This window comes from Bifidobacterium catenulatum PV20-2 (assembly GCF_000800455.1).
Classification (GTDB): Bacteria; Actinomycetota; Actinomycetes; order Actinomycetales; family Bifidobacteriaceae; genus Bifidobacterium; species Bifidobacterium kashiwanohense_A.
Map to the genome: position 1 here is coordinate 782401 of NZ_CP007456.1, position 16489 is coordinate 798889.

14 protein-coding genes and 2 tRNA genes are annotated in these 16489 nt (G+C 55.7%); 15 read left to right on the top strand and 1 reads right to left on the bottom strand.

The genetic code is table 11. The features are described 5' to 3' along the window. Positions 1-82: 82 nt before the first annotated feature. The 8 genes from AH68_RS03300 to AH68_RS03330 all read left to right on the top strand — a co-directional run bounded on the left by AH68_RS03300 (position 83) and on the right by AH68_RS03330 (position 7515). Positions 83-1636 carry an ABC transporter substrate-binding protein/permease gene (locus AH68_RS03300; RefSeq protein ID WP_039197636.1) on the top strand — a complete coding sequence of 518 codons (1554 nt, stop codon included), beginning with the start codon at positions 83-85 and terminating at the stop codon, positions 1634-1636. After that, positions 1633-2397: an amino acid ABC transporter ATP-binding protein gene (locus AH68_RS03305; protein WP_039197638.1), complete on the top strand. Its 765-nt coding sequence runs from the start codon at positions 1633-1635 to the stop codon at positions 2395-2397. The genes AH68_RS03300 and AH68_RS03305 overlap by 4 nt, the downstream gene beginning before the upstream one ends. A gap of 171 nt (positions 2398-2568) precedes the next feature. Next, a complete protein-coding gene (locus AH68_RS11155) occupies positions 2569-2703 on the top strand; it encodes a hypothetical protein (RefSeq protein WP_259319671.1) in 135 nt (44 codons plus the stop codon). A gap of 178 nt (positions 2704-2881) precedes the next feature. Then, on the top strand, positions 2882-3640 hold the full coding sequence (locus AH68_RS03310; RefSeq protein WP_171025331.1) for an amino acid ABC transporter ATP-binding protein: 759 nt from the start codon (positions 2882-2884) through the stop codon (positions 3638-3640). Positions 3641-3679: 39 nt separating this feature from the next. Beyond that, complete coding sequence (locus AH68_RS03315) at positions 3680-4519, top strand: glutamate ABC transporter substrate-binding protein (protein WP_173405839.1); 840 nt, start codon at positions 3680-3682, stop codon at positions 4517-4519. Continuing rightward, positions 4519-5196 carry an amino acid ABC transporter permease gene (locus AH68_RS03320; protein WP_039197641.1) on the top strand — a complete coding sequence of 226 codons (678 nt, stop codon included), beginning with the start codon at positions 4519-4521 and terminating at the stop codon, positions 5194-5196. The genes AH68_RS03315 and AH68_RS03320 overlap by 1 nt, the downstream gene beginning before the upstream one ends. Before the next feature lie 6 nt (positions 5197-5202). Beyond that, positions 5203-6345, top strand: coding sequence for an amino acid ABC transporter permease (locus AH68_RS03325; protein WP_039197643.1), 1143 nt, complete (start codon positions 5203-5205; stop codon positions 6343-6345). A 183-nt stretch (positions 6346-6528) separates the two neighbouring features. Next, complete coding sequence (locus AH68_RS03330) at positions 6529-7515, top strand: PPK2 family polyphosphate kinase (protein ID WP_039197644.1); 987 nt, start codon at positions 6529-6531, stop codon at positions 7513-7515. Here the strand turns inward: AH68_RS03330 and AH68_RS03335 are convergent. Continuing rightward, a complete protein-coding gene (locus AH68_RS03335; protein WP_039197646.1) occupies positions 7497-10055 on the bottom strand; it encodes a DEAD/DEAH box helicase in 2559 nt (852 codons plus the stop codon). The two genes, AH68_RS03330 and AH68_RS03335, sit on opposite strands and share 19 nt — an antisense overlap. Positions 10056-10138: 83 nt before the next feature. Here AH68_RS03335 and AH68_RS03340 point away from each other — a divergent pair, with 83 nt between their 5' ends. From AH68_RS03340 to AH68_RS03370, 7 genes are all read left to right on the top strand, one after another. After that, positions 10139-11533 (top strand): replication-associated recombination protein A, encoded by a 1395-nt coding sequence (locus AH68_RS03340; protein ID WP_039197648.1) that lies wholly within the window; start codon positions 10139-10141, stop codon positions 11531-11533. 222 nt (positions 11534-11755) lie between these two features. Continuing rightward, a complete protein-coding gene (locus tag AH68_RS03345) occupies positions 11756-13195 on the top strand; it encodes an MFS transporter (protein WP_039197650.1) in 1440 nt (479 codons plus the stop codon). 118 nt (positions 13196-13313) lie between these two features. Further along, the gene (locus AH68_RS03350) at positions 13314-13934 is read left to right on the top strand and encodes an ATP-dependent Clp protease proteolytic subunit (RefSeq protein ID WP_173405840.1); all 621 of its coding nucleotides are present in this window, start codon (positions 13314-13316) and stop codon (positions 13932-13934) included. A 2-nt stretch (positions 13935-13936) separates the two neighbouring features. After that, entirely contained in the window at positions 13937-14638 is a 702-nt protein-coding gene (locus tag AH68_RS03355) for an ATP-dependent Clp protease proteolytic subunit (protein ID WP_039197652.1), read from the top strand. 152 nt (positions 14639-14790) lie between these two features. After that, positions 14791-16104: an ATP-dependent Clp protease ATP-binding subunit ClpX gene (clpX, locus tag AH68_RS03360; protein WP_039197654.1), complete on the top strand. Its 1314-nt coding sequence runs from the start codon at positions 14791-14793 to the stop codon at positions 16102-16104. A 166-nt stretch (positions 16105-16270) separates the two neighbouring features. Continuing rightward, positions 16271-16344 (top strand) — tRNA-Arg (locus AH68_RS03365). A gap of 44 nt (positions 16345-16388) precedes the next feature. Next, positions 16389-16462: transfer RNA gene (locus AH68_RS03370), tRNA-Arg, on the top strand. Positions 16463-16489: the final 27 nt, after the last annotated feature.

Here is a 16489-nt window from a genome sequence, read left to right on the forward strand (position 1 = left end):
GTTGTCTATTTTCTCTTGCTGCCGGTATGGTGGAGCAAAGATGAGTATCTGAAATATTATGAGAAAGAACTGAATCTGTAGTATGAATTTGAAGCAATCGTTGGAAAAACATGATTTTCATGGTGTCTGGATGCGACTTCTCGCGTTGGCGATGATACTGATTGTGGCAGTGAGTGCACTCATCGCATCCCCAGTCAGCGCTAACGCCACCGAAGTCGGAGATCCCTCCGCAGTCAAGGGCAAAACCTACGCGGTTGGTACTGATACTACGTTCGCACCGTTCGAATATCGGGAGAACGGCAAGATGACCGGTATCGATATGGAACTGATCCGTGCCATCGCCCAAGAAGAAGGATTCGAAGTCACCATCCAATCATTGGGTTTCAATGCGGCATTGCAGGCTTTGAGCTCCAATCAGGTGGATGTGGTGATCGCAGGCATGTCAATCACCGACGAACGCAAGGCGACCTACGATTTTTCCAATCCTTACTTCCAGTCCGGCATTCAAATGGCCATCGCTGAAAACAACGATAGTATTGACAGCTACAAGGATCTTGACGGTAAAACCGTTGTTGCGAAAACCGGTTCGGAAGGCGAATCCTATGCCAAGCAGCATGCGAGCGAGTATGGCTACACCGTGATTTCTGTGGACCAGTCGTCAACCATGTACGAGATGGTCAAATCCGGCAATGCGGACGCGGTATTTGACGACTATCCGGTGCTTGCCTACGGTGTTTCCCAAAATAACGGTTTGAAGATCGTGACACCGAAGGTGCCGCACGGCGAATATGGTATGGCCGTGAATAAAGGCAAGAATGCCGATCTGCTGGCCGCCATCGACGATGGTTTGAACAAGCTCATCGCTTCGGGCGAATATGAGACGATCGTCGCGCAGTATTTGGGCGAATCCGGCGCGAAGGAACAGGTCGAGGCGATTTCCGGCAAGGTCACCGATAATGGTGCCGATGATGCGGCTCAGAAGAAGGTCGGTTTCTTTGGGCTTGTCAAACAGTCGATGCCGGCTTTGCTGACCGGTCTGAAGAACACGTTGCTGATTACCTTGCTGTCGTTTGTGATCGCGCTGGTTCTGGGTGTCGCTTTTGGTTTGATGAAGGTGTCTGAAAACAAGATTCTGGAAGGCATAGCCAAGGTTTACATTGCAGTGTTTCGTGGTACGCCGATTCTGGTATGGGCGTTCTTCTTCTATTTTGGTGTGCCGCAGCTGATCGGACACAGTGTGAACATTTGGGTTGCGGGCGCGTTGACGCTGTCGCTCAATTCCGGCGCATATCTGGCGGAAATCGTGCGTGGCGCCGTGCAGTCCGTTGATTCTGGTCAGATGGAGGGCGCACGTTCGCTTGGCCTCAACTATCATCAGGCCATGGCGCGCGTGGTCATGCCGCAGGCCACTGCGATCGCCATGCCGTCGATCATCAACCAGCTGGTCATTATGATCAAGGATTCCTCGCTGCTGCTGGCCATCGGCTTCGGTGAATTGCTGTACCAGGCGCAGCAATTGTATGCGGCGAACTTCCGCGTTACCGAAACGTTGCTGATCGTCGGTGTGATGTACTTCGTGGCCATCACCATCCTCACATGGCTGGCCAATATCGTTGACAGGAAGGTGAATCGATGAGCGAGAACGGCAATCACGGTAACAATGATGGTGAAGTGATCATCGACGTCAAGAATCTGCATAAAAACTATGGCCATACGGAAGTCATCAAAGGCGTCGATCTTACGGTACGCAAGGGCGAGGTAATTTGTATCATCGGACCGTCCGGTGCCGGTAAATCCACCATATTGCGTTGCCTGAATGGACTCGAACAGGCCTCCAGCGGCCAGATTGTGGTCAACGGCCATGATTTGGGCGATCCGCACGTGAACATCGACCAGGTGCGTGAGCAGGTTGGCATGGTGTTCCAGCATTTCAACCTGTTCAACAACATGAGCGTGATCGACAACATCACTCTCGCGCCGAAACTGGTGCACAAGAAAACCGACGAGCAGGCACGAGAACATGCGATGGCATTGCTGAAAACCGTGGGATTGGCGGAAAAGGCCGATGTTATGCCGAAATCGTTGTCAGGCGGTCAAAAGCAGCGTGTGGCCATCGCGCGCTCCTTGGCCATGCGCCCGAAAGTCATGCTGTTCGATGAGGCCACATCGGCGCTCGACCCGGAAATGGTCGGAGATGTGCTCGAAGTCATTCGTGAACTGGCCGAAGAGGGAATGACCATGGTGCTGGTGACCCATGAGATGGGTTTTGCCCGAGAAGTGGCCACCCGTGTGATCTTTACGGATGCGGGCGTGATTGAAGAGGAAGGCACTCCGGATGAGATCTTCAACCATCCGAAGAGCGAACGTCTGAAGACATTCCTTTCCAAAGTGCTCTGACGGTTTTGACAGGGTGGCATGCGGATTACGGTGGTAACGTGATGGTCCCGCCATCGTAAAAGGTTCGCATACGAACCTGCATGTAAAAGACAGGCGAATGTAGGATGAAATTCATCTTGCGTTCGCCTGTTTTGCTCTTTCTCGTTGCCTGGCGTTCCTACGTTGGAATACATGAGTATTGGTGATATGTGTCGCCGCGTTATGGACGGTTTCAAATCCAAGGTTTCCGAACGAGTGGTGTTCGGTGCGGTGGCTGTATTGTTCGTAATAGTCGTGCTGGCTATCGAATTACCGCGATTGTGGTAGCTGCCATCATGGTGCGTGAGATACCAGTATTGCGGTCGATAGCGCGTTATGATGCATTTTGAGACAACGTCGTCTCACATTTCGAGCACGTCAGGGGGTGGTAACAGCCGCAGAAACATGGTTTCCATATACTATCCGTATGACAGATATCAAAGAAACGCAAGAGACGCGCCCGATCATGCCGGGTACGGAAGACAGCGACCGACCGTTGGTCGAATTGACCCACGTTGAAAAGCACTACGGTGACCTGCATGTGCTCAAGGACATCAACCTCACCGTCAAGAAGGGCGAGGTGCTGGTCATCGTCGGTCCATCCGGTTCCGGCAAGTCCACGATGTGCCGCACCATCAACCGTTTGGAAACCATTGATTCCGGTGATATTCGCATTGATGGAAAGCCATTGCCCCAGGAAGGCAAGGAGCTCGCCAGCCTGCGTGCCGAGGTCGGCATGGTGTTCCAGTCGTTCAACCTGTTCGCCAACAAGACAATTCTTGAGAATGTGACGCTCGCGCCGATCAAGGTGCGCCACATGGATAAGAAGGCGGCCGAGGATCTCGCCATGGATCTGCTCTCCCGAGTGGGCGTGGCTTCGCAGGCTTCCAAGATGCCGTCGCAGCTTTCCGGCGGTCAGCAGCAGCGTGTCGCCATCGCCCGAGCGCTTGCCATGCAGCCGAAGGTCATGTTGTTCGATGAGCCGACGTCCGCACTTGATCCGGAAATGGTCAATGAAGTGCTTGACGTCATGGTGGAGCTGGCTCACGAAGGCATGACCATGCTGTGCGTGACCCACGAAATGGGCTTCGCGCGCAAGGTGGCCGACAAGGTCGTGTTCATGTCCGACGGCCAGATTCTTGAGCAGAGCACGCCTGAGGACTTCTTTGAAAATCCGAAGACCGATCGTGCCAAGGACTTCCTGTCGAAGATTCTCACCCACTGAAATGACTGACGGGAATAAGACAGAAGAAGGATTTTCGATATGAAACTTTCTATGAGGGCGAAGCGTATGCTACGCAGGGTTATAGCGACCTTCTGCGCATGCGCATGCGTGTTCGCAGTGTCCGCCTGTGGCGCGGACGACGCCGATGGCAAGATTCGCGTCGGTATCAAGTTCGACCAGCCTGGTTTGGGATTCAAGAAGTCCGGCACCTATGTCGGCTTCGATGTGGATGTGGCCAAGTACATTGCGAAGAAACTCGGCTATTCCGAAGACCAGATCGTATGGAAGGAGGCACCGTCGAAGCAGCGTGAGGCCATGCTGCAGAATGGCGATGTCGATTTCATCGTTGCAACGTATTCCATCACTGACGAACGTAAGAAGGTTGTCTCCTTCGCTGGACCGTACTTCGTTGCGGGTCAGGATCTGCTCGTGCGTAAGGATGAAACCTCCATCAATGGTCCGGAGGATCTTAATGGCAAGCGTCTGTGCTCCGTAACCGGTTCCACTTCCGCGGTTACCGTCAAGGAGAAGTTCGCCAACGAAGTGCAGCTCATGGAGCAGCCGGGTTACGCGGAATGCGCTACCGCACTGTTCTCGGGCATCGTTGATGCGGTGACCACCGACGATATTATTCTGGCGGGTCTTGCCTCCGCTTCGCGTGGCCGTCTGCGTGTGGTCGGCAAGCCGTTCACCCAGGAGTATTACGGCGTCGGCATCAAGAAGGGCGATACGAAGCTGGCCACCCGGATCAACAACGCCATCGCCGATATGATTCAGGATGGTTCCTGGCAGCGTGCCATTTCCGACAACACGAAGGGCACTGCATACACGCCGAACGCGAAGTACAATCCGCCGGAGCCGACTGAGGGAGAGAAGTGATGGAAGCGTTCATCTCATTGTTCAGCCAGTACAATGTGCCGGCTGCGTTCCTGGTGAACATCGAACTGACCTTGTGGTCGGCGTTGTTCTCCACGATTCTTGGTGTCATTCTCGTGATGATGCGCATCTCTCCAGTCGCATCGCTGCGCATAGTGTCGGGCGCTTATGTCGAATTGTTCAAGAACCTGCCGTTGACCATCATCATGGTGTTCATGGTGCTGGGCGCCTATGCGCAGCTGAAGCTCAGCTTCTCCGACACGTTCGCCACGAACTTCTTCTGGCTGGCCGTCACCGGCTTGAGCCTGTATACGGCGGCGTTCGTATGCGAATCGCTGCGATCCGGCATCAACACGGTGCCTCTCGGTCAGGCTGAAGCCTGCCGCGCATTGGGATTGAACTTCATGCAGTCCGCCACACAGGTCATTCTGCCGCAGGCATTCCGCGGCTCCGTGGCACCGTTGGGAAATACGCTCATCGCATTGCTGAAGAACTCCACGGTTGCGGCCGCGGCATCCGTCGCCACCGAAACCTCGTCGTTGATGAGCGAAATGATCGAATACCGTTCCGACGTGATTATTCCGATCTTCCTTATCTTCGCGTTCGGTTATGTGATTCTGATCATTCCGATCGGTATGCTGACCACGTATCTGTCCAACAAGCTCGCGGTGAGGAGGTGACGCACCATGGCAAGCAATGAAAGCGCGGTGCTGTTCGACCAGCCCGGTCCTAAGAGCCGCAAAACCATTCGTATCGTCAATTGGATCGCAGGCATCGCCTTCGCGATCGTGGTTGTATTGATTCTCATGAGGCTTCACAATCCGCCGGATGGCGAGAACCAGCTGAGCTGGGAACTGTGGAAGCCGGCTCTTGATGCCGAAGCGTGGACCGATTTCTACCTTCCGGGATTGTGGGCTACTATTCGCGCCTCCGTGCTGGCAGTGATTGGCGCGGTCCTGTTCGGTTTGTTGTTCGGCATCGGCCGTCTGCTTCCGAACATCGTGATTCGTGCGATTTCCGGTGCCGTCGTTGAGTTCGCACGCGCGGTCCCTGTGCTGTTGCTCATGATCTTCTTCTGGCGTTGGTTCGCTTTTGCCGGCATGGCAAGCCCGGCATATTGGGCTGTTGTGCTCGCATTGGTGATCTACAACGGTTCCGTGGTGGCTGAGCTTGTTCGTTCCGGCGTCGGCAACCTGCCGAACGGTCAGCGTGAGGCGTCGCTCGCCTTGGGCCTGACTCGCACGCAGTCGCTGATGGAAGTCGAAGTGCCGCAGGCCATCTACGCCATGCTTCCTGCCGCTGTGACGCAGTTGGTGGTGGTGCTGAAGGATACCGCCCTCGGCTCGATCATCATGTATACCGATCTGTTGCAGGAATCGCGCCGACTTGGCTCGATGTACTTCAATATTCTGCAGACGCTGGTTGTTGCCGCCGTCATCTACTTCATCGCATGCTGGCTGCTGAGCCGACTTGCGGAATGGTTGCCGGAACGCATGCAGAAGCACACCGCGGCACCTGCCGAACCGGAACCGGTCGCGCCGATTGCCATTATGGATCCGTCGAATGTGAACCAGATCGCCGTGGCCAAGGAAAGCATGCCGCTTGGCGGTGCCCAGCGCCTGTACCATGTGCATCATCGTGGTTCCAACGCGTCGATCCGCCATTGGCGTCAGACCCGCTACGTTCAGGGATTCGACGAGACGCATCCGGAAAGCCAAGTCGAGTTCGACAAGAATGGCAGGCCGATCAAAGAGACGTCCAAGCAGGACAAGCTGAAATTCGACAAGCCGAAATCCGACAAATCGAAGGGCGATAAGCCCAAGCAGTGACGTCATTTGATCTGCGAAGACCGATAGGGCGCTGATTTCTTGCAAAGAGCGAGGAATCAGCGCCTTATTGCGTGAAAGAAGTCAGGCAAAACGTCAGAAAAGCAGGATGCGGCGTGGGTGTGGCGATGCCACGTTTCAATCGCCGCATAGCTTATTATCGGGGGACAGGCGAGGAGGCTTGACATGTCAGATAAAGATAAAGACACGAAGATGTCGTCCATTGCGAAGACGTTGAACAAGGTCGAGGACAGGCTCGAGAAGGGGAAGAACTGCAGTTCCGTTGCCGAAGGGCTCGCGAACGTCGCCAAGGCAAGCGAATTGCTCAGCTCCGTATGGACGTTGCCTCCCGGCCAGCTGCTACGATTCCATCACGATACGAGGGTTGCCGAAATCGACGGCGATTCCACGCCGGGCTTTGACGGCAACAAAGACGATGCGGAACGGTTCATTGCGATCAGTTCTTCCGAAATCGCACGATATCAGCGACTGATGTACGCCAATGGAGTGAAAGGGTCTCGCCGTCGTCTGCTGATTATTCTGCAGGGCATGGATGCTTCCGGCAAGGGTGGCATCGTACGTCACGTATTCAGCCAAGGTGATCCGATGGGCATGCATTATCACGGTTTCGGTGCTCCCAAAGGCGAGGAAAAAGACCACGATTATTTGTGGCGTATCAAACGCGAACTGCCGCAGAATGGTTGGATCTCCATTTTCGATAGATCGCAATATGAAGATATCGTCATGCCGCGCATTTATAAAACATATCCAGAAGAAGTATGGCAGGCGCGATATGACGAAATCAACCGATTCGAATCGCAATTGGTTGCGGACGGATGTTCCATCATCAAAATATTCCTTGTGGTGAGCAAAGAAGAGCAGAAGGAGCATTTTCTTAGCAGGCTGGAAGATCCGACCAAATATTGGAAGTTCGACCCGAGTGACCTTGAAGCGCGTGCCCGTTGGGATGACTACATGGCAGCATGGCAGGACGTGTTCGTGCGTACGAGCACCGAGCAGGCACCCTGGTACTTGGTGCCTGCCGACAATCGTTGGTATTCAAGGGCGGTCGTGTCTGAACTCCTTCGCAACACGTTGAAGAACATGAATATGATCTGGCCGCCCTTGGAAGTCGATGCCGATGAAATGCGGCGTCAGTTGGAAATGCTGTAGTCGAAGAACACGACTTCGCCGCTCGACTGTGTGGTGTCCAAATCGACGGTTCCGGTAATGGCCCAATCATGGTCGCCATCGGAATCGTCGATGATCTGACGCACTTTCCAGCTGTGTTCGCTGTTCTCCTTGGAATCATCCAGAATGAACAGTTCGCCGCTACGGGCTTTCGCATCCGTGTTGACGTATTCGTGCTCATCGTAGAAGTCGTCGAGCGCATCCTCCCATTCGTGCACGCCATAGCCCCAGTCTTTGTCGAGCGCGCCGAGCTCGTCGGGCTTGTCGAGATCCATAAGCTGCACACGGCGGAACATGGCATTGCGTACGAGCACGGTGAGGCCTCGACGATCCTCCACCACGGCCTGCTTTGTACCTGGTGCGGCCAGGTTCGCGGCTGCTGCGGAAGCGTCGGTGCCGGCTCCCGCGTTCTCCCATTCGTCGACCAGCGAGGAGTCGATGGACCGAACTACCACGCGCAGCCAGGAGATGATGTCCCGCAACTGTTCATTGCGCTTCTCCAAAGGAACGGTACGTGCCAGCGCGCGATATGCGTCAGACAGATAGCGCAGCAGCGTGCCTTCGGAGCGGGCGATATTGTAGCGCGCTATGTAACCGGTGAAATCGGAGGCCGTTTCGACCATGTCCCGGATCACCGATTTCGGGCTCAGCCAATAATCATTCGCCCAAGGCACATCATGGCGGTACTCGTCGAACGCCGTCTGAAGCATGTCTTCCAGCGGTTTCGGATAGGTGATTTCCTGCAAGCGGTCCATGCGCTCGTCATAGTCAAGTCCATCTTCCTTCATCCGGATCATCGCCGCATCGCGGGCTTGACGTTCCTGTGCACGCAACACCTGCTTTGGATCCTCCAACGTGGCTTCCACCATGGAAATCACGTCAAGCGCGTAACTTTCCGATTCCGGATCAAGCAGTTCCAACGCAGCCAGCAGGAACGGGCTCAACGGCTGGTCAAGCGCGAAATCATCCGGCATGTCGACGGTCATGAAATAGTCCTTGCCACCATCATCGCGGTCTTCCGTTTCGATCACATTCGTGTCGAACAAGGTCTGGAAGATCTCGTCGGCACGATCATGAAGACGCTCCTTCTGTTCTGGAGTCTGCGCAGAATCGTCGATCAGGCGATTGATGCGGTAGCGTGCGTCGCCGCCCTGCGCCACTTCGTTCAACACCATGGAATGCGTGACCTTCATATGTGGCACCAAAGTTTCAGGGTCCGCGTCGATCAGCTTATCGAATGTGTTCTCATTCCACGTGACGAAGCCCTCAGGTGCTTTCTTGCGTTTGACTTTCTTGAGCTTCTTGGGGTCGTTGCCTGCCTTGGCGAGGGCCTTGGCGTTCTCGATTTCGAATTCTGGTCCTTCGGCGATAACCAGCCCTTCCGTGTCGAAGCCCATACGTCCCGCACGCCCTGCGATCTGATGGAATTCGCGGGCACGCAGTTTGCGCATTTTCGTGCCGTCGAACTTGGTCAATGCGGTCAACACCACGGAATGGATGGGCACGTTGATGCCGACGCCCAACGTGTCGGTGCCGCAGATTACCGGCAACAAACCGTGCTGGGCGAGCTGCTCGACCAAACGACGATAGCGGGGGAGCATGCCCGCATGGTGAATGCCGACTCCGGTGCGCAACAGACGTTGCAAAATCTTGCCGAATGCGGTGGTGAACTTCGTGCCTTTGATCGCCTCTGCAATGGCGGCACGTTGTTCCTTGCTGGACACACCCGTGCTTGCCAGGGCGTTCGCCGTCTCCAATGCGGCGTCTTGGGAGAAATGCACCACATAAATCGGTGTTTCGCCTCTGCCGAACGCCAGTTCGACGGTTTTCTCCAACGGGTCAAGCGTGTACTCGTACGTCAACGGTACCGGACGCGGCGCATCGGCGATGATGTCGACGTCCGTGTCCGTCATGTCCTCCAATTTGTCGGCGATCGCATCGACGTTGCCCAATGTGGCACTCATCAGCAAAAACTGCGTGTTCGGCAATGTCAGCAGCGGAACCTGCCAAGCCCAGCCACGCTCCGAATCGCCATAATAATGGAATTCATCCATTGCCACACAGCCGACATCGGCATGACGGCCTTCACGCAATGCCTGGTTCGCGAGAATCTCCGCAGTGCAGCAGATGATCGGCGCATCGGCGTTGATGTGCGTGTCTCCGGTGATCATTCCGACGTTCTCGCGACCGAACACCTCCACCAAATCAAAGAACTTCTCAGACACCAACGCCTTAATCGGAGCCGTGTAATACGAGCGACGGCCCGTGCACAGCGCCGCAAAATGCATACCCAACGCCACCAGTGATTTGCCGGAGCCGGTGGGCGTGTTCAAAATGACATGATCGCCCGCGAGCAGGTCCATGATGGCCTCTTCCTGATGGGGCCACGGCTCAACACCTTTGACGTCCGCTACCCACTCGAAAAAGCGTTCATAGATCTCGTCCGTGTCGATGTTGCGCTCGCCATCGCTCCAATTCGGCGCCAACGCGCCCAAAGAACCGTAATTCGTATCGTCAGCCATGATTGCCAGTCTAGCGGCTGGCATGAACTCAAATGTCGAACGTGTGTTCGAATTATTGCGTATGTTGCGGTACAGTAGAAATTATGACTGAGGATTTGTTTGGCGCGATGGACGCTCCCGAAGATATGACACGCCCGCTGGCCGTGCGCATGCGTCCGTCGAGCGTGGACGAAGTGGTGGGCCAATCGCGGGTGCTAGGACAGGGCTCTCCTCTGCGCAGACTCGCCAATCCGGCGTCCAAAGGCTCGCTGACCGCGCCGAGCTCCATTATTCTGTTTGGACCTCCCGGAGTCGGCAAAACCACGCTCGCCTATATTGTGGCCAAACAGTCCGGTCGAGTCTTCGAAGAGCTTTCCGCAGTCACCTCCGGCGTCAAGGACGTGCGAGATGTACTCAGACGCGCCCATGATCGTCTTGTTGCGGAGGGCAAGGAAACGGTACTGTTCATCGACGAGGTGCACCGATTCTCCAAATCGCAGCAGGATGCATTGCTGCCAAGCGTGGAAAACCGTGATGTCACCTTCATTGCGGCCACCACGGAAAATCCAAGCTTTTCCGTCATCAAACCGTTGTTAAGCCGATCCGTGGTCGTCAAACTCGAATCGCTGGAACCCGACGACCTGAAAACGCTCATCAACAGGGCCATCGAAAGCGAGCGTGGACTTAAAAACGAAGTCAAAATCAACGACGAAGCCGTTGACGAAATCGTGCGTATGGCCGGAGGCGACGCGCGAAAAACACTGACGATCCTTGAAGCCGCCGCGGGGGCGCTTACCGGAGACAAAGCACGCAAAAAAGGTGCGAAACGGCCAATCATCACTCCCGACGTAGTGTCGCAGGTCATGGACGTGGCCACCGTGCGCTACGACAAAGACGGCGACGACCATTACGATGTGATTTCCGCATTCATCAAATCCATGCGTGGATCCGACCCGGACGCCACCATGCACTACCTGGCACGCATGCTGCGCGCCGGTGAGGATCCGCGGTTCATCGCCAGACGCATTATGATCGCAGCTTCCGAGGAAGTTGGCATGGCGGCTCCGCAAATACTGCAGGTAACCGTAGCGGCGGCGCAGGCCGTAGCCATGATCGGCATGCCCGAAGCGCGTATTATTCTCGCGGAAGCGGCGCTCGCCGTTGCCACCGCGCCCAAATCGAACGCCGGCTACAACGCTATCAACAGCGCGCTCGCCGATGTGGACGCGGGATTGATCGGCCAAGTGCCATTGCATTTGAGAAATGCGCCGACCGCCCTGATGAAAAGTTGGGGCAATCATGAGGGATATCGGTACGCTCATGATTGGCCGGGAGCCGTAGCTCCGCAGCAATACATGCCGGACGAGCTGGTAGGGCGGGAATACTACCATCCGAACGATCGCGGCTACGAGCATGAGATCAAACCGAGATTGGAGAAAATTCGGAAGATTCTGCATGAGAAGGGCGATGGTCAAACCGGCAACTCTGATCGAGCCTAGTGTGGTGTCAGTTCTCATTCTTCGTTGCCGTTGGACTAGGGGTCCGCTAAAATTCTTCGTTGGGGTTGATGCCTGCTTGCTATGAGCAAGGCCCATGCGTCAATCGCGGCGTCGCACATGGCCGCAGGAAAAAGTGCGCGGAAAGTGATTATGCAAGAACGGAATACAACGCTCGAAACCACCAGCCATATCAGTCGAAACAGTAGTGAAAACGTCAGGAAAATGCCGGACGAACGCATTCCTGGCAAGCTCATTGGAGCCATCGTGGCGGTCGGCTCCCTCGCCTTCATCGGCATTCTCACCGAAACCGTGATGACGGTGCTTTTCCCGCAACTCATGCGGGAATTCAACGTCGACACCGCAACCGTGCAATGGATCACCACCATCTACCTGCTGGTGGTCGCGGCCACCATGCCGTTGTCGTCATACCTCAACCGTCGTTTCAAGCACCGCACGTTGTTCCTTGCCGCGGTGGCGCTTGCCGTGCTCGGCTCGCTCATTATGATCGTCGGTCATGCGTTCCCGGTCATTCTCATTGCCCGTGTGATTCAAGGCATGGGTTCCGGTGTGGCCACGCCGTTGATGATCAACATCATTCTTGAACAGTCGCCAAAGAGCAAAGTCGGTCGTTTGATGGGCGTCGGTTCGCTGGTCATCACTGTCGCTCCGGCAATTGGTCCGACCGTTGGTGGCGCGGTGTCGAGCATTCTGCCATGGCGTGCGATTTTCGTGATCGTCATTCCGATTATTCTGCTGATCTCGTTGCCGGTCGGTTTAAAATGCGTCGAACAGCATCGTCCGACGGAAGAGGCGCGTCTCAATTCGTTGCAGTTCGTGTCGATTGTGCTTGCGTTGTGCGGATTGGTGATGTTCCTGAATCAAGCTGGAGTGGCCGTCAGCGCCGCGGTTTCCGGCGTCAGCGCCACGGTGTCGGCAGTGTTTGCCGTGGTGAGTCTGATCGTTGGATTGGGGTCATTGCTGTTTTTCGGCTGGTCGTCGAAGCGTTCGTTCTCGCCGCTGATCCGTTTGGGCTGGCTGCGTGACCCGATGGTGTTGCTGCATTTGATCGCCTACATGCTGCTGCCGATCGTCGGCATCGGTTTCGGTTATGTGATCACCAATGTGGCGCAGCTTTCGTTGGGAACCAGCGCGTTCCTGTCCGGCGCGTTGGTGTTGCCGGGTGCGTTGATCGGCGCGTTTTTTGCACCGGTTGGAGGCATGCTGTACGACCGTTTCGGGCCGGTGCGTCCGATTCTCGGCGCGTTTTTCGCCGCGATTTGCGGGCCGATTCTGCTGCTGGTATTTTCCATGCGACTGACACCCGTCACGCTTGCCGGTTTCTACTTCATTTTCGGACTTGGTTATTCGCTTGGTTTTTCCAATATCATGACCAATGCGTTACGCAATATCGCGCCTCAGTTCATGCCGGACGGCAATGCGGTGTTCAATACCTGCCTGCAGTTTGGTGGTGCCGCCGGTACAGCGCTCTTTTCCACGATTCTGTCGGTGGCTCAGGCCGGTTCGGGCGAAGAGGGCAGTGATGCGTTCCGTCATGCCACAGCCGTCGGCGGAAGTTGGACGTTCGCCATGATGATTGCCATTGTCTCCGTAGCCATCTGCTGCCTGATTGCGGCATTCCGTATCGGCGCAAAACGTAAATAACGGGTTGTAAAAAGCATGTTGGGGTGCGTGAAGACTCCACTGTCAGCGCAATTTCGTTCCCAGTCGCTTCGAAGCGGTAGGCTGTGAAGCTATAGAGAACACAGGAAAAGGAGACAAGGTGAGCAACTTCAGTGCACCTCTGCCCGTCATGGCCGGCGAAGATATGCCGGCAGGGCCCGCCGATCCGATTTTCAACCGTCTACTGAAAGACCGCATCATCTGGATGGGCGAAGAAGTCAAAGATGAGATGGCCAATCGCATTTGCGCGCAGATGCTGATGTTGGCTGCCGAAGATCCGAAGAGGGATATTTGGCTGTACATCAATTCTCCGGGAGGATCCATCACCGCAGGTATGGCCATTTACGACACCATGCAGCTCATCGAGCCTGACGTGGCGACCGTTGGCCTGGGTATGTGCGCATCCATGGGCCAGTTCCTGCTGAGCTCCGGCACTAAGGGCAAGAGGTTCCTGACATCCCACGCCCGCGTGCTCATGCACCAGCCTTCCGGTGGCATCGGTGGTACCGCAACCGACGTGCGTATCAACGCCGAGCTGATCATGGACATGAAGAAGACCATGAGCGAACTGACGGCTGAGCAGACCGGCCACACGGTTGAGGAAATCTACCGCGACAACGAGTACGACCACTGGTTCACTGCGCAGGAAGCGTTGGAATATGGCTTTGTGGACAAGCTCGTCTCCACGCACGACACGATGAACGCCACCAAGGGAGAGTGAACATGGCAAGCGAAGAATCCCAGTTCGTAGCCCGAGCAGAGCGACTTGCGGGTCCGGCCGGAGTGGTCGGATTCCAGGCGGCGGCTGCTCGCGAAGCAGCTTTCGCGCCGCAGAACCGCTACGTTTTGCCGCAGTTCGAAGAAAAGACCCCGTACGGTTTCAAAAGGCAGGATCCGTACACCCGTCTGTTTGAAGACCGCATCATCTTCATGGGCGTGCAGGTCGATGACACTTCCGCCGATGACATCATGGCCCAGCTGTTGGTGCTCGAAAGCCAGGATCCGAACCGCGATGTGATGATGTACATCAATTCCCCGGGCGGATCCATGACGGCCATGACCGCCATCTATGACACCATGCAGTACATCAAGCCGGACGTGCAGACCGTGTGCCTCGGTCAGGCCGCTTCTGCGGCCGCCATCCTGTTGGCAGCCGGTGCCAAGGGCAAGCGTCTGATGCTGCCAAATGCCCGCGTGCTCATCCATCAGCCAGCCATCGACCAGGGTTTTGGCAAGGCCACGGAAATTGAAATCCAGGCCAAGGAAATGCTGCGTATGCGCGAATGGCTTGAAAATACACTGGCCAAACATACCGGTCGTGATGTGGAGAAGATTCGCAAGGATATCGAGGTCGACACCTTCCTGACCGCTCCGGAGGCCAAGGAATACGGCATCGTCGACGAGGTGCTGGAACACCGCGGCTGAACGGTTGTTGTGGCAATCTTGGCCGAAGGTCGAGTCGCGCATCTTCACAAATCAATACCCCTGCCAGGCGTCGGCAGGGGTATTGTGTTTTTCAATGACGATCGCATGGCGTCAGTTGTTCAATGGCAGGTACGAAAAACAAAGGGGTGCGAATGGGACGAGTGGTCAGCTACAACGACGAAGTGTCACGATGCACGTTCTGCGGTAAAACGGAAAATCAGGTACGCAAGCTCGTTACCGGGTCGGGCGCGGCCATTTGCGACGAATGCATCGAGCTATGCGTCGACATCATTTCCGAAGAACGTGTCAAGGATGCCCAGCTGAATACGTTGCAGTTGCCGAAACCGGCCCAGATCAGCGCCTATCTCGACAACTATGTGGTTGGGCAGGAGTCAGCCAAACGTACGCTTTCCGTGGCTGTATACAACCATTACAAGCGCGTCAACATGGAAATGCGCGAATCCACGGAATTAAGCGATCGTGCAACCCGCGAAAACGACGATCCGTTGGCTGGCGTGCAGGTGGCCAAATCGAATATTCTGCTGCTGGGACCTACCGGTGTGGGCAAGACGTATCTTGCGCAGACGCTGGCGAAAGTCATGAACGTGCCGTTCGTGATCGCTGACGCCACCACGCTCACCGAAGCCGGTTATGTGGGTGACGATGTGGAAACCGTGCTGCAACGCCTTATCCAGGCCGCTGACGGCGATGTGGCGCGTGCGCAGCAGGGCATCATCTATATTGACGAAATCGACAAGATAGCGCGCAAAAGCGGCGAGAACACGTCTATTACGCGCGATGTGTCAGGTGAGGGCGTGCAGCAGGCCCTGCTGAAGATTTTGGAAGGCACTGTGGCTTCCGTGCCTGTGGAAGGTTCACGCAAACATCGGGAAATGGAGACGGTGCAGATCGACACCCGAGACATTCTGTTCATTTGCGGTGGTGCTTTCGTTGGACTCGCCGATATTGTGGCACAGCGCCTAGGTGCTCGCGAAAGCGGATTTGGTGCGGCCTGGCATGATCATGAGGTGCCGAATCGTGAGCTGCTTGCCCAGGCCTCGGCCGACGATCTTGCCGATTTCGGTTTATTGCCTGAATTCATCGGCAGATTGCCGGTGGTGAGCGTGCTTGAGGAGCTTACGGAGGATGATTTGGCGCGCATCCTGGTCGAACCGGAAAATGCGCTGGTCAAGCAGTATCAGAAGCTGTTTGCGATCGATGGGGTGACGTTGACGTTCACCGAGGATGCGGTGCGGCAGATTGCGGCCACGTCGATTCGCAGGGGTACGGGAGCGCGCGGCTTGCGGTCGATTATTGAGAAGATCTTGGAAGATACGATGTTCCAGCTGCCGAGTATGACCGGCGTGTCGGAAGTGGTGGTGGATGAGGCTTCCGTCAATGGCTCCGGCACTCCGAAACTGCTGAAGGTTTCGACGGAGGAGATTCCCCGCAGGCGCGCCGCGTAGCGTTTGCGGCGTGTCGCATACACATTCGTAAGATTTCAGATTTCGTAGGGTTTTACGCAATTGCAATCCATATCTGAAATCCGCGGAAACAAGTGCGACACGCCGAGATTTTGCTGCGCGGCCATTTGGGTGTATCTTATTCGAGTTGCCGAAAACAAGCAACGTTGCGCGAGTAGCCCAGCGGATTAGAGCAGCTGACTACGGATCAGCAGGTCGCAGGTTCGAATCCTGTCTCGCGCACTGGCCACCGGTCATCAGGTGGCATAAATAAATGAGATGACGTTGCGCGAGTAGCCCAGCGGATTAGAGCAGCTGACTACGGATCAGCAGGTCGCAGGTTCGAATCCTGTCTCGCGCACATGAACCTCCCTCGCGAAATGCGGGG